The sequence below is a fragment of the Pseudomonas sp. SDO52101_S400 genome (assembly GCF_054071635.1).
Map to the genome: position 1 here is coordinate 14,286 of NZ_JBSVWF010000036.1, position 18,211 is coordinate 32,496.

An 18,211-nucleotide genomic window follows, 5' to 3' on the forward strand; every position below is an offset into this window, starting at 1 on the left:
TCCTGTTTGCCTTTATTGTGGTTGTGGCAATGACGCATAACGACAAGACATCCCGCCCTTCCTGGGCCTGTCTGCGCGATCCATTGCGGGTGAATATTCAGGATTAGTGGCGCGCCCATCGCTGGCAGCCAGCTCCCACAGATTCAAGGTGAACCTTGAGGTTTGCACTGTCCCTGTGGGAGCTGGCTTGCCAGCGATGGCGTCAGTTCAATCAGCGCAAGGCCAAAAGCCCCTGCACCAACGGTTCAAGCTCCAGACCATTGACGGCCTTCACCGTCTCGATCATCGACGCCGGCCAGCTCTGCAGGCCCAGGCAGGCCCCGAGCATGGCGCCGAGAATCGCGGCGATGGTATCGGTGTCGCCACCCAGGCTGGCGGCCATGCACAACGCATCGAACGGCGTCATTTCACCGACCGCGACTTGCTGCGCGAGGGCGAACGACACGACCACCGATTCCTGCGACGCCACCGATGTGCCGATGACGTCGTACAGCAGATCCGCGAGCAACACATGATCGCTCTCGACACTGATGCTGCGCGCCCAACTGATCCGCGAGGCGATGCGTCCACCGGCTACCCAGTGTCCGTGTGCTTCCGCTTGCTGGGCGATCTGCTGACCGAGGTTCAGCGCCTCGCCCAGATCCATGCCGTTGATACCGGCCGAGACCACCGCTGCCACCGCCGCCGCACTGGAAATCCCCAGCGTGGTGTTGTGAGTGACCTGACAGGCCTGCACCACCGCCGCGATAAAACGTTCGGGGTCAGAAACATCGGCGGCAATTCCCACCGGCGTGATGCGCATCGCCGCGCCGTTGGTGGTGCCATAGCGCCCGGCCTCTTCCGGTGAATGGCCGGCGAGGATCATTTCTATTGCACGTTTGGTTGACGGGCCGAGCAAGTCCTGGGAGCCTTTGGCCTGCATCTCGGCTTCCCATTCGATCAGCCGTTGCGCGAGCACCGCCGGCTCGATTCGGCCGCGACCTTCGACCAGCAACTCGCCGACCAGAATCGCCTGTTCGGTGTCGTCGGTGATCGAGCCCTTGGGCATGTTCGCGGCAATCGGCTGCAAGGGGCCGGCGTCTTGCAGGTCGGTGATCTGGCCGAAGCGCTGCCGGATGGTTTCGCGGTTCAGGGATTGCGTCGGCATGCCCAACGCGTCGCCGAGGGCCAGGCCGTAAAACGCGCCCAGGGCACGGTCGAGGGCGGTCATTTCGATTCTCCAAATTGCAGGTGCAAACGAAAATGCACCGGGTCGAGCAGGCTTTCGACCTGCTCCATGAAGCGGCCCTGCCGGTCGTAGGTGGTACGCAACGCTTTAAGGAATACCGTGCCTTCCGCGCGCCCGAGCAGTTCGGCATCTGCGGCGTTCAGCGGTTCGGCACCGATCCACTGATCGCCGCGCTCGCCGATATAACCGTAGGCGGCCAGGGTGATGGTCAGGGAGTTATCGATCAGGCCGACTCGCGGCAGGCTTTCCAGGCCTCCGCTGGCGGGCATCAGAGAGCGTTCAAGGGACACCGCCGTGCCATCGTTGGAGCGGCGGCGACGTTCGAGAAGAATGAATTGATCGGAGCCGAAACGAGGAAGCAGATCCGCACGAGTCACGGCTTCCAGGCGCAACACGTCGGTGTTGATCATCGCCCCGCTGTCGGCCAGGGCCTGGGCCCAGCCGCTGCGCTGATCGAGCACCACACCGTCGAATGTGACGATGGAACCGACCCCGCTTTGCGTGGCGATGTAATTGCGCCGCTTCAGTTCGGCCAGCGCTTCGCGCAACGTGCCACGGCTGACGTTGAATTCCTGAGCCAACTGATGCTCGCCGGGCAACAGAAAGCCGTCCTCCATGAGGCCGCTTTCGATGCGTCGGACGAGCTCGTCGACCACCCGTTGTTTCTTGTCAAATCGTACCTGTCTAATCATGTACAAAGTGATAACCGAAAGGGTCGTAAACGGGCAAGGGATTTTTTGGTTGGGTGACGGAAGGCGAGGAAGATCAAAAGCCCCCTCACCCTAGCCCTCTCCCGGAGGGAGAGGGGACTGAATGGGGGATATTCAGGAGGTACGTCGACCTGAAAAGTCTTTGTTGAATCCATAATCGACCGGATTTTTCAGGTCGATGTACAGCGCAAGACACCTCGGTCAGTCCCCTCTCCCTCCGGGCGGTCCGACGTTTCGGGAGGGTTAGGGTGAGGGGCTCTTGATCTTAGCGTTGCTTGAGACGATCGATAACCACAGCCAACAACAAAATCGACCCACGAATAACGTACTGGTAGAACGTGTCGATATTTTTGAGGTTCATCGCATTCTCGATAATCGCCAGAATCAGCACCCCGGCTATCACATGCCGAATCATCCCGATCCCGCCACTCAACGAAACCCCGCCCAGCACGCAGGCCGAAATCACCGTCAACTCAAACCCCTGCCCGATCATCGGCTGCCCGGAAGTCATCCGCGAAGCCAGAATCACCCCCGCCAACGCACCAATCACGCCATGCACCGCGAAGATAATGATCTTCGTGCGATCGACGTTCACCCCCGCCAGCAACGCCGCTTCCTGGTTGCCGCCGATGGCCATTGTGTTGCGCCCGTAGGTCGTGTAGTTCAGCAACCAGCCGAAAAACAGGAAGCAGACGATGGTGATCAGGATCGGTACAGGCACGCCGAACAACTGCCCGTTGCCGAACACGAAAAACGATTCCTGGGAAACGCCCACCGCTTTGCCGTTGGCAAAAATGTAGGCCAGGCCACGGACGATCTGCATGGTCGCCAACGTCGTGATCAGCGCATTGACCCGCAACTTGGCAATCACGATGCCGTTGATCAGCCCGACGATCAGCCCCATCACCAGCGCCGCGCTGACGCCGAGAAACACGCTGTTGGTGTCGCGCATGACCACCGCCGCAACCACGCCGGCGCAGGCAATCACCGAACCCACCGACAAGTCGAAATGCCCCGACGCCAGGCAATACAACATGGTGCACGCAGCAATCCCGGTGGTGGAAATCGCTAGGCCCAGGCCACGCATGTTCAGCGGCGAGAGGAAGTTGTCGATCAGCAACGTGCAGGCAAGGAAGATCCCGACCGCCGCCAGCAACATCACCCAGTCATCAAGGAAGCGCCGCATATCCAGAGGTTTGCGCGCGGTCGGCAGGGTTTCGTTTTGGGTTGTCATCATAGTCACCTCTCAGTTCGCCACGCCGTCAGCGCGGTGGCGCGGCAAAGCCAGTTGCAGCAGGTTGGATTCGTTGGCCTGGTCGCGGCTGACTTCGCCACGCAGGGCGCCCTCGCACAGCACCAGAATGCGGTCGGAAATACCCATCACTTCCATCAGATCGCTGGACACCACGATCACCGAAATACCGTCGGCGGCCAGGTTATGGATGATCTGGTAGATCTCGGCCTTGGCGCCGATGTCGATGCCTCGGGTCGGTTCGTCGAGCAGCAGGACTTTCATTGGCATCGACAGCCAGCGACCGAGAATCGCCTTCTGCTGATTGCCGCCGGAGAGGAACTTGATCTGCTGCCCCGCGTGGGGCGTTTTCACTTTCAGGGCCTTGATCTGTTTGTCGGCGTTGCCCTTTTCCCAGATCCCGCGCAGCAGGCAACCGAGCCCGGAGTTCGCGCCGCGCGCGCTGATGTTGATGTTCTCGGCGACGCTGGCGAGCGGGATGATGCCTTCCTTCTTGCGGTCCTCCGGGCACAGCAGAATCCCGGCGGCAATCGCATCGCGGGGCGAGCGTAGCTTCAGTTCATGGCCGCGCAATTCCAGGCGCCCGGCGGTGTTGCGCTCAAGGCCGCTGAGCAGCCGGAACAGCTCGGTGCGCCCTGCCCCGACCAGTCCGAACAACCCAAGAATCTCGCCTTTGTGCGCATCGAAACTGATCGGCTCGCGCAGCCCCGGGCCGAGCAGTCCATCGACTCGAAGCGCCACCGCGCCACGGGGGCGGCCGCGATAATCGTAGATGTCCTGAATGTCGCGCCCGACCATGCAGGTCACCAGTTGATCGTGGGTCAACTGGCTCATGTCATCGAACGTGCGCACGTAGCGACCGTCCTTGAATACCGTCACCGCGTCGCAGATGCGGAATACTTCTTCCATGCGATGGGAGACGTAGAGCACGACTTTGCCCTCGTCGCGCAGCCGACCGATGATCGCCATTAGCCGGTCGATTTCCCGCGCCGAGAGGCTGCTGGTCGGTTCGTCGAAAGCGATCACGTGGGCGCCACGGGACAGCGCCTTGGCGATTTCCACCAGTTGCCGCTGGCCGAGGGACAGACGTCCGACCTTGGTCTGCGGGTCGATTTCATCGGCCAGGCCCTTGAGGCAGGCCAATGCCTGCTGACGCAGCGCTCCGCGATTGATCAAGCCGAAACTGGCCGGCAGGTGGCCGAGGAACAGGTTCTCGGCCACGGTCATTTCCGGCACCAGATGCAGCTCCTGGTGAATCACCGCCACGCCGCTGCCGATGCTGTCGGCAGTGGACTTGAACGCCATCGTCCGCTCGCCGATCTGCAGCTCGCCGCTGCTCGGGATGTAGGCGCCACCGAGGATTTTCAGCAGGGTCGATTTGCCGGCGCCGTTCTCGCCCATCAAGGCGTGAACCTGCCCGGGGTGGGCGACAAAACTGATGCCGTCCAGCGCCTTCACGCCGGGGAAAGTCTTGCCGATCCCGTTGAAGCGCAGGCTACCGCTGGCGCTGTGTTCTTGTGTCTGTACTTGCGCGTGCATTTAAGCCACCTCATCACACCGTTCAAACGGCCCGGCTGCCCGGGCCGTCGCTGCCGTCAGTTCCACAGGCCGATCTTCTCCAGCTCCTGCTTGAAGTTCTCGCGGGTGATCAGGGTGACGTCGTCCATCGCGGTGTACTTCGGCGGCTCTTTGCCGGTGGTGACCCACTCGTACATCATCTCGGCTGTCTTGTAGCCTTCGATGTGCGGGCTCGGCAGCATGGAACCGAAGAAGCCGCTGTTGGGCTTTTTCAGTTCGCCGATGGCGTCGGTGCCGTTGATGCCGATGCCGATCACGTTGGCCGCGGCAAACCCGGCGGCTTCAGTGGCACGCACGCCGCCGAGCACGGTGTTGTCGTTCATGCCGCCGATGATCAGATTCTTCGCCGCACTCGGCAGCTTGACCAGCGCCGAATTGGTGGCGTCCATGCTGCCCGGTACGTCGAGGGTTTTCAGGGCAGCGGTCAGAATGTGATCTTTCGGCAGGCCGGCATCCTCGAGCGCTTTCATCGAACCGTCGGTGCGCTTCTTGCCGGTATCGAGTTCGTTGTAGGTGTTGACCACCGCGTAGGTGTCTTTCCAGTCCCAGTTACGCTTTTTCGCCTCGGCGGCCATGGCGGCGCCCTGCTTCTGGCCGACTTCGAACGCGGCCATGCCGAGATACGGCACGTCTTCCATGAACTTGCCGCTGGCGTCGACGAAGCGGTCATCGACGGCAATCACTTTCAAGTCATTGAGCTTGGCCTTGGCCATGATCGCCGGGCCGAGGGACACGTCCGGCGGGCAGATCACGAAACCCTTGGCACCGTTGGCCGCGAGGCTGTCGATGGCCGAGAGGGTTTTCTCGCCGTCCGGCACGGCGATCTTGATCAGCTCGAAGCCTTTGTCCTTGGCAGCTTTCTCGGCGAAGGCCCATTCAGTCTGGAACCACGGCTCTTCGGCCTGCTTGACCAGAAAACCGATCTTCACCGGATCGGCGGCCAGCAGCGCACTGCTCAGGCTGAACGCAGTGACCGCCAGCGCGGCACTGCACAGGGTACGAATCCCGAAACGACGTTTCATAAGCAGACTCCTTGTTATTTTTCTTGAGCGTTATTTGAAAAGCGTTACAGCGGTCGAAGCGTTTCCCGCGAATCATGACGATAATAGTCATATCGTATGATGATTGGATTTCAGGCGGACCTTTCCACCTGGAATCCGTTTTTTCAGTCGTGGTACATCACCGAGCGACCACCATCGATGGTGATGCACGAGGCATTGATGAACGGCGCTTCATCACTGGCCAGGAACACGGCGGTCATCGCCACCTCAATCGGCTGACCGATGCGTTTTGGTGGATGCAGATCGAAAGCACGCTGGCGTTCTGCGTGCGGGTCGGGAAAACCGTTCCAGTAATCAACGTTGAGCTGGGTTTCGATGTAGCCCGGGGCGATGGCGTTGACGCGAATGCCCTTCGGCGCGTACTCGATACCCAGCGCGCGGGTCAGCCCGAGCAGGCCGTGCTTGGCCACCGGGTACGGGAAGCAGCCTGGGATGATGTTCGTGGAATGGGTCGAGGCAATGTTGATGATGCTGCCGATGCCCTGCTCGATCATCTGCGGCAACACGGCCTTGCAGCCATACCAGGCGCCGTCGAGGTCGATCGCGAAGCAGCGTTTCCAGTCTTCTTCGGTCATTTGCAGCGGGTCGCGGAACACGTTGACCCCGGCGCAATTGACCAGCACGTCGATGCGACCGTGCAGTTCGATGGCCAGTTTGGCCATGGCGTGCAGATCCTGCTGACGCGATACGTCGGCCTTGATCGCTTGCACATCGGCGCCCTGCTCGCGCCAGTGGGCGGCGACTTTCTCGACCTTTTCGGCCTGGATATCGCTGATCACCAGTTTGGCCTGCTGGGAGGCGAAGGTCGCGACGATGGCTTCGCCGATGCCTTGGGCGGCGCCCGTCAGCAGCACGACCTTGTTTTTAAGACGCTCACCCTTTGGCGGTGCGGGAACCGGCGGCAAGGAAAGAGGTTCAGCCATGGATCAGGACTCCTGTTCGAAAGCATAAAAAAACCGGGCATCTGACGATGTCCGGTCTGGAAGGCTTCTGGAACAAAACAGGCAAGCGCACGCCACGGCACCGAAACGGCCCGAAGCGCTGACTCCGCTGTGGAGTGCGATGGAAATTCGCTGCATCACTTCACCTGTTTTGTTCTTTTTAAGTGTGAGTGCGTGTTACTGCTGGAGCCGACTATAAACCCGACCGCCAAATAATCTCAATATATAATTTTGCATCCCATATTTTGGGATTTATCCTGCGAAACGCGTACAGAGCTTTCCGGCGACATCAACCCGCAGCGACAGCACGGCCCCGTCCAACGGATGGTTCAGGGGACTTTTGGCGCTGGTGATGTACAGGGTTTTCAGGTCTTCGCCGCCGAACACACAACTGGTGGGGCGACTGATTGGCAGGTCGATCTTGCGGTCGATCTGGCCATCCGGCGTCAGGCGAAGCAGGCAGCTGCCGTCCCAGCGGGCGTTCCACACGTAGCCTTCGGCGTCCATCGCCGAACCGTCCGGGCCGCCGTGCTGATCGGCGCTGTACCAGGGCTGGGCGTTGTCGAGGTTGCCGTCGGTGCGAATGAAATAGCGATACAAGGTGCTGTCGAGGCTGTCGCCGAACAGCAGCGTGGTGCCGTCGTCACTCCAGAGCAACGTGTTGGGAATGCCCAGGTTCCGCAGCAATGGCGTGACCCTTTTATCCGGATCAATCCGGAACAACCCGCCGGACCGACGGGTGATCGGCAGATCTTCGCCCTGCTCGCCGATGTTGTTTTGCATGGTGCCAAGCCACAAACGACCCTGACCATCGCAACGCGCTTCATTGGCGCGGTTGCCCGGTTGCGGATCGGCGACGCAGAACAGCGTCAGTCGTGGCTCAAGTCCGGGGGAATCGAGATCCAGCCGGTAGACACCGCTGCTCAGGGTCACCAGCGCGTCGCCGCTGGCGCAGGGAATGAACGCCGAGACGTGCTCCGGCATCTGCCAGATCTGCACGTTCTGCCCGATCAGCCGTAGTGCCTGCCTGCCGGCAATGTCGACCCAGTACAGCGCCTGAGTCGGCGCGTCCCAGAACGGGCCTTCGCCCAGTTGCGCCCGATGCTCTGTCACCGCAGTCCACGTCATGCAACCTCCTGTCTTGTTGTTTTTGTCAGCTGGCTTTCTTGTCGGCCATCACCTGCGGGTAAAACCGCTTGATGGCCAGGTCGGCATTGTCGATCAGGGTCATACAGGCCCATACCCCGCGCGCGGCATCCCGGGCGGCGATGGCGTCGGCCATGTCTTTGTGGATGGGTAAGGTGCGGCGTAATTCGTCGGGGTCGGCAGCGGAAACTTCGAAGGATACGGCGAGCAGCGCGCCAAGCGCCGGCACCATTTGCTCGATGAATTGATTGTGGCTGGCAGCGAGAATGCATTCGTGGAAGAACTGATCGGCGCGGTTGTAATCGATGCCGCTGTCCACTGCCCGTTCCAACGCGTTGTAGGCCAGCTGCACCGCTTGTACCTGTTCGACGGTCGCCCGCTCGCAGGCCCAGCGCACCGCCATCGGTTCGATGGTGCGGCGCAGGTCGAGCAGGTCATCGACGAAGTTTTCCGGCAGGCCGCTGCGTGACAGCCAGCCCACGACTTGCGGGTCGAACAGGTTCCAGCGCTTGATCGGCAGCACCCGCGTGCCGACTTTCGGCCCGACTTCGAGCATGCCTTTGGCAACGAGAGTCTTGATGGCTTCGCGGATCACGGTGCGGCTGACGCCGAGTTGCTCGCCCAGATCGGCCTCGACCTTGATCGCCTGCCCCGGTTTTACCTGGCCGGCGGCAATCCAGGCGCCCAGCCAGTCAACCGTTGACGCGTGAAAACTGCTCGACATGGACACCCCGAAACCGTTCGCTGTGGTTGCCTACGCTAATCATCATACGATTGGGAGTCAACGACAAAAAACCGCAGCCTGCTTTCACAGACTGCGGTTTGTCTTAAGGTTCGAGGCCGATGGGGAAGAACTCGCCGCCACTCCAGACGCCTAGCCAACGCTGGCCATCGATTTCACGGCTGACTGCCAGCTCGACCAATTGGTAGAACACGTTGCGGTGGATCAGCGCTTCGAGGTTGGTGCGGACATGCACATAAGGGGCAGGTTCTTGCGTCGTTGGGTCGATCTCGACGCGGATCGGATGCTCCGGGCCGGCCTCGGCGGTTTCATCAACGTTGGTGGTGAAGCGCAGCAGTTGCGCCTCACCCTCGCCTTCCACCTCGACGGCAATCGCCACGAAGGGCGCGTCATCGACTTTGATCCCGACTTTCTCCACCGGAGTAATCAGGAAGTAGTCATCGCCATCGCGGCGGATGATGGTGGAGAACAGCTTGACCATGGGCTTGCGCCCGATCGGCGTGCCCAGGTAATACCAGGTGCCGTCGCGGGCGATGCGCATGTCGATGTCGCCGCAGAAATCCGGGTTCCACAAGTGCACCGGCGGCAAGCCTTTGGTTTTGGGGATTTGTCCCAACAGGTCATTGGCTTTTTGCGGGCCACTCATGGCGTACTCCTTGAATTACTGGTCCCCGACGCCCAACAGGCTGCGCGCATACTGCGCAAGCGGTGGGCCGATCAGGTCTTCGGGCTTGTTGTCGTGGAACGTCAGTAAACCGCCACGACTCTTGATCCGTGCAGTATCAATCAAATACTGGGTGCTGGTCTCGATCAACATGATCTGAATCACGCCGCCGTCGATACCGAGACGATCCACGGCTTCCTGATCGAGCCACTCATCAGTGTTGCCGATGCGGTCGTCGGCCTTGGCGAAACGGGTGTACAGCAGATAGTGAGCACCGGCGTCGCGGGCTTCGCCCATCGCCTGGTCGAGGCCTTCCGGCGCACGGGCGCGGCGGACCATCGGGAAGTATTCGACGAAACCTTTGAAAGCCTCTTCGGCGACTACGTTGGGACGCGGGTAGGAACCACCCGGCGGTGCGAACGAACCCTGCGCAATATAGATGAACGAGTCCGGCTGAATGCGGAAATTGTTTACGCGGCGGCTGTCGCTGTGATCCAGCAGACCCGCGTCGCTCATCTGGTAGCGAGTCCCTTCGGCCATGTCACTGACAGTCATACAGCCGCCCAGCGCCAAAACGGCCAGCAGCAAAACCAGGCTACGCATCCTAATCCTCCAGAAGCCGGTGACGGAAAACCGGCGAATGGCCGTAGGATGCAGCTTTTGCGCCAGTCCTTGGAAATGTGCAGGTATCCGGTTTGAAACAGGGCTCTTTGTGGCGAAGGGCTTAGCCGCCGATGATTTTCATGACGGTCGCGCCGCCGGAGAATGCGACTTCCTGCTTGTCGCCTAAAGCCTTGACCAGCAATCGTTGCAACGCCGGCAGCGCCTCGTGGCGAGGCTTGTCGAGCAGGTCACCGACGTAGTGACGGTTACTCGATGACAGGCAGCCATGCAGCCATCCGGTGGACGACAGGCGCAGTCGCGAGCAGGTTCGGCAGAACGGCACACTTTCGTTGGCGATCACGCCGAAATTGCCGAGACCGGGAATCGCATAGCGAACAGCCGTTGCGTCCACCGGGGCGTCGGTTTGCGCGTACTCGTAATGCTCGCCGATCAAACTCAGCAACTGTTGCAAGCTGACGAACTGTTGCAGGAACGCATTGGAGTCATTGGCCAGGTGGCCCATGCGCATCAGCTCGATGAAGCGCAGTTCAAAGCCACGCTCAAGACAATAATCGAGCAGCGGCATCACCTGATCGAGGTTCTGCCCGCGCAACGGCACCATGTTGACCTTGATCTTCATCCCCGCCGCTGCCGCCTGATCCATGCCGTCGAGCACGGTGGCCAGGTCGCCGCCACGGGCAATGCTGCGGAACGCGCCGGCGTCCAGGGTATCGAGGGAAACGTTGAGGCGTCGCAGACCGGCATCGACCAGCAACGGGAGTTTTTTTGCCAGGAGCTGACCATTGGTGGTCAGGCTGATGTCTTCCAGGCCCATCTTGCCGACGGCGCTCATGAAAGATTCGAGTTTGGGGCTGACCAGCGGCTCACCACCGGTGATGCGCAGGCGCTCGATGCCGGCGGCTTCGATCAGATAGGCAACGCCGCGAGCCATGGCCTCGGCCGACAGTTCATCCTGCGCAGCCACCAGCCGCTTGCCGTTGGGCACGCAGTAGGTACAGGCGTAATTGCAGGCAGAGGTCAGACTGATCCGCAAATTGCGAAAACGCCTGCCTTGACGGTCAACGATCATGATCACTCCGGCGATGGAAAATCGAGCGGCTAAAACTTGACTCACAATTCAAGTTTTAGCAAGCCCTATGCCTGAGTATATTCCTGCGGTACTGCGCCATGTAGAGAAAAACACGGCGCATAAAGCGACTGAATGATTCAGCTGCTTGGCGTTTCAGGGTCGCGCTTGCGCTTGTTGCCCATGCGCACGCCGATGTCCATCAGGAACTGGAAGAAACCTTCCTGATCTTCCAGCACATTGCTCCAGAACGGCGAGTGATACAGCGCGACTGCGCCATGCACCAGTGCCCAGGATGCGCAGTAATGGAAGTACGGCGGTACGTCTTCGAGCTTGCCTTCGCTGATGCGGCCCTTGATGAGCAGGGTCAGACGTTCGAAGTTCGAGGCACGGATCTTGTGCAGCTCCTCGACCATCTCAGGGACCTGATTGCCCTTGACCACCTTCTCTTCCAGGCGATCGAACAGGCGATAGCGCTGCGGGTCGCGCATGCGGAATTCAAAGTAGGCACGGGACAGTGCTTCCTTGTCCTTGTCGACATCGGCCGAATGCAGCAGCTCGTTCAAGTCGCGCTCGTAATCGAGCATCAGGCGCAGATAGATTTCCGCCTTGGACTTGAAATGCTTGTAGATCGTGCCTTTGCCGATACCCACGGCATCAGCAATCATCTCGACGGTGACACTGTCTTCACCTTGTTCGAGGAACAGCTTGAGCGCGGTATCGAGAATTTCTTGCTCGCGGCGACGAAACTCACGGACCTTACGAGGTTCTTTGTGCATAAGAAAAGGTCTGTAGGGGTCAAAATTCGAAGCCGCGTATTATGCCTAACTTGCGCAAAAATGCACGGATCATCCGACCATATCTGTGTTTCTTGTTCATTTCACGAACGTTTCGGGGGGAATGAGAACATAACCGAAGCGAACGTATTCCAAATTTGTTTAAAAACCCCGACCGGCCAACTGGACTGAACGCCAGACTGATCAATACTTGAACTGTCGGGCGGCATCTCCCCCAAGTGTCGCGCCGGTAAAGGTACCAAGGGACCGCGTGCCTTTGTTTTACTCCTAATGGTCTTAACCCGGATTCACCCCCCAGAACCCGGGTTTTTTTTGCCTGCGATTCAGGCTTTTACGTGCGCCAGCGGAAACAGTCGCTTGAAGTTCTCGGTGGTCTGCTCGGCAAAGCGCTCGTAGTTCTCGCCCCGCAGCATCGCCAGAAACTCTGCCACTTCCCGCACGTATTGCGGCAAGTTCGGTTTGCCACGATACGGAATCGGCGCCAGATACGGCGAGTCGGTTTCCACCAGCAGGCGATCCGCCGGGACTTTGCTCGCGACATCACGCAAGGCATCGGCATTGCGGAACGTGACGATACCCGACAGGGAAATGTAATACCCCATGTCCAGCGCAGCCTTGGCCATATCCCAGTCTTCGGTGAAGCAATGCAGCACACCGGCCTGGGGCAACGCGGCTTCGCGCAACAGCTCAAGGGTGTCGGCACGGGCGCCACGGGTGTGGATGATCACCGGTTTGCCGGTCTGCTGCGCGGCCTGCAGGTGCAGTCGGAACGACTCCTGCTGCAACTTCGCGGCTTCCGGCTCGTAGTGGTAGTCCAGGCCGGTTTCGCCGATCGCCACCACTTTCGGATGATTGAGCTCATGCAGCAGCCAGTCCAGCGCCGGCGCCGCGCCCGGCTGTACATCCAGTGGATGCACGCCAACCGAGCAATCGACGTCGTCGTAACGCTCGGCGAGGGCTTTGACATCGGCCGCGTTATCGGCGCTGACGCCGATGCACAGGAAATGCCCGACGCCACGCTGGCGGGCCGCATCCAGCGCGGCATCCAGGGAACCGTCGTGAACGGCGAGGTCGAGGCGATCAAGGTGACAATGGGAATCTACGAGCATAAAAAGGACTGCAACTTACATCGTATGAGTGGGACGGTCGGATTTAAGGGCTCCGGCCAGATGAGTTTCGATGCGACTGCGCGCGGTGTTGTCGCCATCGTTGAATTGCACGCCGACGCCGGCAGCGCGGTTGCCCTGGGCGCCTTTGGGGGTGATCCAGGCGACTTTGCCGGCCACTGGAATCTTTTCCGCTTCGTCCATCAGGTGCAGCAGCATGAACACTTCGTCGCCCAACTTGTAGCTCTTGTTGGTCGGGATGAACAGACCACCGTTGCGGATGAACGGCATGTATGCGGCGTAAAGGACAGACTTGTCCTTGATGGTCAGGGACAAAATGCCATTGCGCGGCCCCGGGCTGACGGGTTCATTCATGTTGACCTCCACTGCTGATGTTCAGAGTCTAGGTACACATTCTTATCTTTGGCCAGGCAGACTCGCCCATTGCACCAATAACGCTTCCAGCAGCAAGGCCGCATTGAGGTTGGCCTTGCTCAGGACTTTCTGGCGCTGGGCGAGAATCCAGTCCTGGATATCGAGGACTTTACGCTGCGCGCTTTTCTGCGCCAGGTACTGCACGACCTTGCGCATGTCGGTCAGGCCGAGACCCGCTTCATCCTGGGTCAATTGATAACGCAGGATCAGGCTCGACCAGTCGCAGAACCAGTCGAACAGGCGCAGCATCGGAATGTTTTTCCACTCTTCGGCCAGTTGCGTCGGCGATTGCTGCTGTTTGAGCAGCTTCTTCACGCCTTCGACCACTTGTGCCCGCTGTTCACGCACGCCCTGCCCCTGCAACGTGACGGCCGCCAACGGCGAGCCGGCGGCCAGAGTCAACAGCTCGACACGTTCCTCTTCGGAGCATTCCGGTAGTGCCTGAGTCAGCCATTGCAGACTCATGGCCTCGCTCGGCAGCGGACAGGCCTGTTGCACGCAGCGACTCTTGATGGTCGGCAACAAACGGCTCGGCTGGTGACTGACCAGCAGCAGCACGGTATTGCCCGACGGCTCTTCAAGGCTCTTGAGCAAGGCGTTGGCGGCGTTGATGTTCATCGACTCCACCGGCTCGATCAGCACCACCTTGCGCCCTCCCAGTTGCGCGGTCTGTACCACGAAACTGACCAGATCGCGCACCTGGTCGACCTTGATCGCCTTGTCCGCTTCTTCCGGTTCGAGAATGTAATTGTCCGGGTGGCTGCCGGCCTTGAGCAGCAGACAGGATTTGCACTCGCCGCAGGCTTCAGGCGTCGGACGCTGGCACAGCAGGCTGGCCATCAGACGCTCGGCCAGTGCACGCTTGCCGATTCCGGCCGGCCCGTGCAGCAGGTACGCGTGGGCGTGCTGAGTGCGTCCGGCCAGTTGTTGCCAGAGACTGTCCTGCCACGGATAGGCCTCAGCCACGGCAAAGCTCCAGCAAGTTCGGAATCAGGGTATCCAGCGATTGTTGAACCTTGGCCAACGGCTGACCGGCATCGATCCGCACATAGCGCGCAGGATCGGCCTCAGCACGCTCGAGGAACGCATTGCGCACCGCCTCGAAAAACGCCCGGCCTTCCAGTTCGAAGCGATCCAGCCGACCCCGAGCGCTGGCACGGGCCAGGCCGATTTCCACCGGCAGATCGAAAATCAATGTCAGATCGGGGCGCAGATCACCCTGAACGAACGTCTCCAGCGCAGCGATTCGCTCCAGGGACAAACCGCGACCGCCACCCTGATAGGCGTAAGTCGAATCGGTGAACCGGTCGCACAATACAACGGCACCGCGGGCCAGCGCAGGGCGAATGACTTCGGCCAGATGCTGGGCACGGGCGGCGAACACCAGCAACAGCTCGGTGTCCGGGTTCATCACTTCGTCGACCGGGGCCAGCAACACTTCGCGAATGCGCTCGGCCAGCGGCGTACCGCCGGGCTCGCGAGTCAGCACCACTTCGATACCGGCGGCGCGCAGGCGCTCGGCCAGGTATTCGCGATTGGTGCTCTTGCCGGCGCCTTCCGGGCCTTCCAGGGTAATAAACAAGCCAGTCACAGGCAGTCCTTAATCAAAGTCATTGCGCGTTTTGCGGTGCGGCCGCTTCGGTTTCCGGCGTCGGTGCGGACTCTTGGGCAGGAACCGGCGGCAACGATTCTGGCGCAGTGTCGGGTGATGCGGCAGGAACGGTTTCGCCGGTTGTCGGCGCGACCTCCGGTGCCGTAGCTGGTGCAGGGCTCGAACGGTAATCCGCGCGCCGCTTGAGTTGGAATTCCCGTACGGCACTGTTGTGCGCATCGAGGTCGTCAGAGAACACGTGGCTGCCGTCGCCACGAGCGACAAAGTAGAGACTGGTGCCTTCCACCGGGTTCAACGCGGCGTGAATCGCCTCGCGGCCGACCATCGCTATCGGCGTCGGCGGCAACCCCGGAATAACATAAGTGTTGTAAGGCGTGGCTTCCTTGAGATGAGCGCGAGTCAGCTTGCCGTTGTAGCGATCACCCAGACCATAGATCACCGTCGGGTCAGTCTGCAGCTGCATGCCCAGCGCCATGCGACGCACGAACACGCCGGCAATCTGGCCACGCTCCTGTGGAACACCGGTTTCCTTCTCAACCAGTGACGCCATGATCAGCGCCTGGTAAGGCTCGGTGTAGGGTGCATCGGTGGAGCGATTTTCCCATTCCTTGGCCAACACTTCGTCGAGGCGATCGAAGGCCTTTTTCAGCAGTTCGGTGTCGGAGACCCCGCGCACGAAACGGTAGGTATCGGGGAAGAACCGACCTTCGGGAAACACGCCCTTGTGGCCGATTTTGCTCATCACATCGCTGTCGCTCAAACCGGTCAGGGTCTGCTCGATCTTTTCATCTTTCGCCAGTGCGGCGCGCACCTGATGGAAGTTCCAGCCCTCGACGAGGGTCAGGCTGTACTGAACCACTTCGCCACGCTTCCACAGCTCGATCAGGCCCTTGACGGTCATGCCTGGCTGCATGCGGTACTCGCCCGTATGAATCGGGGTGCCGGCCAGATTGAAGCGCCAGTAGATACGCAGCCAGAAAGCGTCCTTGATCACGCCATCGGCTTCAAGACCGAGAATAGTGCGGGTCGGCGTGGAGCCCTTGGGCACATCCAGCAGTTCTTCCTGCGTAATGTTCAGAGGCTGTTCCAGTGCCGAATGAATCTTCCAGGCGCTGGCGCCCAGCAGCAGCCCTGCCAGAACCAGTCCGGTTTCCAGCAGCAGCAAAAGTTTACGTCTCACGAATCAGGCATCCAGTAGCGTGCGGGCAATGGTTTGCAGTTTACGGGTGAGCGGCCCAACGGGCCAGCTCAGTGCAGCGTACGCGCGTACCGGCCAGACGCCATACACGCTGTTGCAGACAAAGACTTCATCGGCCCATTGCAGCTGTTCAAGGCTGATATCGGTGATTTGTACGGGGATACCCGATGACGCTGCCTGAAACAATAATTCGGCGCGCATCACACCGGCCACGCCGCAGCGTTTCAGATCCGCCGTGACCAGCACGCCATCGCGCACCAGAAACAGGTTGCTGAACACACCTTCGATCACACGCCCCGCCTGGTCGAGCATCAAGCCTTCAGCGTGTTCGCTGTCTTGCCATTCGGCGCGAGCAAGGACTTGCTCCAGACGATTGAGGTGCTTGAGCCCTGCCAGCAAAGGCTGAACAGATAAACGTGTCGTACACGGAAACAGGCGAACGCCTTGCTCGCCATGGACGGCAGGATAAGCAGCAGGGGGATTGCCTTGCAGAATGCGTCGGCCCGGCGCCGATGGGTCCGGCGCATAACCGCGCAGACCGTCGCCACGGGTAAGGATGAGCTTGAGCACACCCTCGCCCATGGCCGCCGCATAGGATTGCAGCTCAATACGAATCAGCTCGATATCGGCCGCGATGGCCAGGCGTGAACAGCCTTCGGCCAGCCGCGCCACGTGACGGTCCAGCAGCAATGGCTGGCCGCTACGCACGGCGATGGTCTCGAACAGACCGTCGCCGTAAGCCAGGCCGCGATCTTTCAGCGACAGAGCGTCAGCCGGTTGACCGTCGACCCAGCAGTCCATCAGCCGGCGAACCGACGGAACGCCAACGTGCCGTTGGTGCCGCCAAACCCGAACGAGTTGGACAACACGACATCGATGTCCATGTTGCGCGCGGTATGCGGCACGAAGTCGAGATCGCAACCTTCATCCGGCTCATCAAGGTTGATGGTCGGTGGCGCCACCTGGCTGTTGATCGCCAGCACGCTGAAGATCGCCTCGACCGCGCCTGCGGCACCGAGCAGGTGACCGGTCATGGATTTGGTGGAGCTGACCGCCAGTTTGTAGGCGTGATCACCGAACACCGACTTGATCGCGTTGGCTTCGGCAAGATCGCCGGCCGGAGTCGAGGTGCCGTGGGCGTTGATGTATTGCACTTGATCAACGTTGATCTTCGCGTCGCGCAGCGCATTGGTAATGCAGCGTGCAGCACCGGCGCCATCAGCGGGAGGCGACGTCATGTGGAACGCGTCGCCACTGGTACCGAAGCCGATCAGCTCGGCGTAGATGGTCGCGCCACGAGCCTTGGCGTGCTCGAGTTCTTCAAGCACCAGTGCGCCGGCGCCGTCGGACAGGACGAAACCGTCACGGCCCTTGTCCCACGGACGGCTGGCACGGGTCGGCTCATCGTTGCGGGTCGACAGTGCACGGGAGGCGCCGAAGCCACCCATGCCCAAGCCGCACGCGGCCATTTCGGCACCGCCGGCAATCATCACGTCGGCTTCGTCGTACATGATGTTGCGCGCTGCCATGCCGATGCAGTGCGTACCGGTGGTACACGCCGTGGCGATAGCGTAGTTAGGCCCCTGTGCACCCAGGTGGATGGACAGGAAACCGGAAATCATATTGATGATCGAGCCAGGCACAAAGAACGGAGAAATCCGACGCGGGCCGGTTTCGTGCAGAGTGCGACTGGTTTCTTCGATGTTGGTCAGACCGCCGATACCCGAACCCATGGCCACGCCAATGCGTTCACGGTTGGCATCGGTGACTTCCAGACCGGCATTGCGTACGGCTTGAAAGCCAGCCGCCAGACCGTACTGAATGAACAGGTCGAGCTTGCGCGCTTCCTTGACCGACAGGTATTCCTCGACATTGAAGCCCTTTACCGAGCCGCCAAAGCGGGTGGAATAGGCAGAAAGGTCGGTGTGTTCGATCAGACCAATGCCACTGCGGCCAGCCAGAATGCCCTGCCAACTGCTCGGCACATCCGTGCCCAGTGGCGACAACATACCCATACCGGTGACTACGACGCGTCTACGCGACACAGCACT

19 protein-coding genes are annotated in these 18,211 nt (G+C 60.5%); all 19 read right to left on the reverse strand.

Annotated features, from left to right (window positions below):
- Window positions 1–211: 211 nt before the first annotated feature.
- A complete protein-coding gene (locus tag ACW9HX_RS18520) occupies window positions 212–1,210 on the reverse strand; it encodes an ADP-ribosylglycohydrolase family protein (RefSeq protein WP_457381706.1) in 999 nt (332 codons plus the stop codon).
- A complete protein-coding gene (locus tag ACW9HX_RS18525) occupies window positions 1,207–1,920 on the reverse strand; it encodes a GntR family transcriptional regulator (protein WP_457381707.1) in 714 nt (237 codons plus the stop codon). Before ACW9HX_RS18525 ends, ACW9HX_RS18520 begins: the two co-directional genes overlap by 4 nt.
- A 283-nt stretch (window positions 1,921–2,203) precedes the next feature.
- Window positions 2,204–3,172 (reverse strand): L-arabinose ABC transporter permease AraH, encoded by a 969-nt coding sequence (araH, locus tag ACW9HX_RS18530; RefSeq protein WP_085697229.1) that lies wholly within the window; start codon window positions 3,170–3,172, stop codon window positions 2,204–2,206.
- A 12-nt stretch (window positions 3,173–3,184) separates the two neighbouring features.
- A complete protein-coding gene (araG, locus tag ACW9HX_RS18535) occupies window positions 3,185–4,729 on the reverse strand; it encodes an L-arabinose ABC transporter ATP-binding protein AraG (protein WP_007950823.1) in 1,545 nt (514 codons plus the stop codon).
- Window positions 4,730–4,785: 56 nt separating this feature from the next.
- Window positions 4,786–5,790: a substrate-binding domain-containing protein gene (locus tag ACW9HX_RS18540; RefSeq protein WP_457381708.1), complete on the reverse strand. Its 1,005-nt coding sequence runs from the start codon at window positions 5,788–5,790 to the stop codon at window positions 4,786–4,788.
- A 143-nt stretch (window positions 5,791–5,933) separates the two neighbouring features.
- Window positions 5,934–6,752 carry an SDR family oxidoreductase gene (locus tag ACW9HX_RS18545; RefSeq protein WP_457381709.1) on the reverse strand — a complete coding sequence of 273 codons (819 nt, stop codon included), beginning with the start codon at window positions 6,750–6,752 and terminating at the stop codon, window positions 5,934–5,936.
- A gap of 270 nt (window positions 6,753–7,022) precedes the next feature.
- Window positions 7,023–7,898, reverse strand: a complete 876-nt coding sequence (locus tag ACW9HX_RS18550) for an SMP-30/gluconolactonase/LRE family protein (protein ID WP_457381710.1) — start codon at window positions 7,896–7,898, stop codon at window positions 7,023–7,025.
- A 25-nt stretch (window positions 7,899–7,923) separates the two neighbouring features.
- Window positions 7,924–8,640, reverse strand: a complete 717-nt coding sequence (locus tag ACW9HX_RS18555) for a FadR/GntR family transcriptional regulator (RefSeq protein ID WP_457381711.1) — start codon at window positions 8,638–8,640, stop codon at window positions 7,924–7,926.
- 103 nt (window positions 8,641–8,743) lie between these two features.
- Entirely contained in the window at window positions 8,744–9,304 is a 561-nt protein-coding gene (locus ACW9HX_RS18560; RefSeq protein WP_457381712.1) for a DUF1285 domain-containing protein, read from the reverse strand.
- A gap of 15 nt (window positions 9,305–9,319) precedes the next feature.
- A complete protein-coding gene (locus tag ACW9HX_RS18565) occupies window positions 9,320–9,925 on the reverse strand; it encodes a DUF4823 domain-containing protein (RefSeq protein WP_457381713.1) in 606 nt (201 codons plus the stop codon).
- Window positions 9,926–10,046: 121 nt separating this feature from the next.
- A complete protein-coding gene (locus ACW9HX_RS18570) occupies window positions 10,047–11,015 on the reverse strand; it encodes a GTP 3',8-cyclase MoaA (RefSeq protein WP_457381714.1) in 969 nt (322 codons plus the stop codon).
- 137 nt (window positions 11,016–11,152) lie between these two features.
- Entirely contained in the window at window positions 11,153–11,791 is a 639-nt protein-coding gene (locus ACW9HX_RS18575) for a TetR/AcrR family transcriptional regulator (RefSeq protein WP_007950805.1), read from the reverse strand.
- 341 nt (window positions 11,792–12,132) lie between these two features.
- Window positions 12,133–12,918, reverse strand: coding sequence for a TatD family hydrolase (locus ACW9HX_RS18580; protein WP_457381715.1), 786 nt, complete (start codon window positions 12,916–12,918; stop codon window positions 12,133–12,135).
- Window positions 12,919–12,933: 15 nt separating this feature from the next.
- Window positions 12,934–13,290 carry a PilZ domain-containing protein gene (locus ACW9HX_RS18585; RefSeq protein ID WP_085710925.1) on the reverse strand — a complete coding sequence of 119 codons (357 nt, stop codon included), beginning with the start codon at window positions 13,288–13,290 and terminating at the stop codon, window positions 12,934–12,936.
- A 42-nt stretch (window positions 13,291–13,332) separates the two neighbouring features.
- A complete protein-coding gene (locus ACW9HX_RS18590) occupies window positions 13,333–14,316 on the reverse strand; it encodes a DNA polymerase III subunit delta' (RefSeq protein WP_457381716.1) in 984 nt (327 codons plus the stop codon).
- The gene (tmk, locus tag ACW9HX_RS18595; RefSeq protein ID WP_457381717.1) at window positions 14,309–14,941 is read right to left on the reverse strand and encodes a dTMP kinase; all 633 of its coding nucleotides are present in this window, start codon (window positions 14,939–14,941) and stop codon (window positions 14,309–14,311) included. The genes ACW9HX_RS18590 and tmk overlap by 8 nt, the downstream gene beginning before the upstream one ends.
- A gap of 19 nt (window positions 14,942–14,960) precedes the next feature.
- Window positions 14,961–16,142, reverse strand: coding sequence for an endolytic transglycosylase MltG (mltG, locus tag ACW9HX_RS18600; protein ID WP_457381718.1), 1,182 nt, complete (start codon window positions 16,140–16,142; stop codon window positions 14,961–14,963).
- A gap of 3 nt (window positions 16,143–16,145) precedes the next feature.
- Window positions 16,146–16,961 (reverse strand): aminodeoxychorismate lyase, encoded by an 816-nt coding sequence (gene pabC / locus ACW9HX_RS18605; protein ID WP_457381719.1) that lies wholly within the window; start codon window positions 16,959–16,961, stop codon window positions 16,146–16,148.
- Window positions 16,961–18,205 carry a beta-ketoacyl-ACP synthase II gene (gene fabF / locus ACW9HX_RS18610; protein ID WP_007908259.1) on the reverse strand — a complete coding sequence of 415 codons (1,245 nt, stop codon included), beginning with the start codon at window positions 18,203–18,205 and terminating at the stop codon, window positions 16,961–16,963. Before fabF ends, pabC begins: the two co-directional genes overlap by 1 nt.
- Window positions 18,206–18,211: the final 6 nt, after the last annotated feature.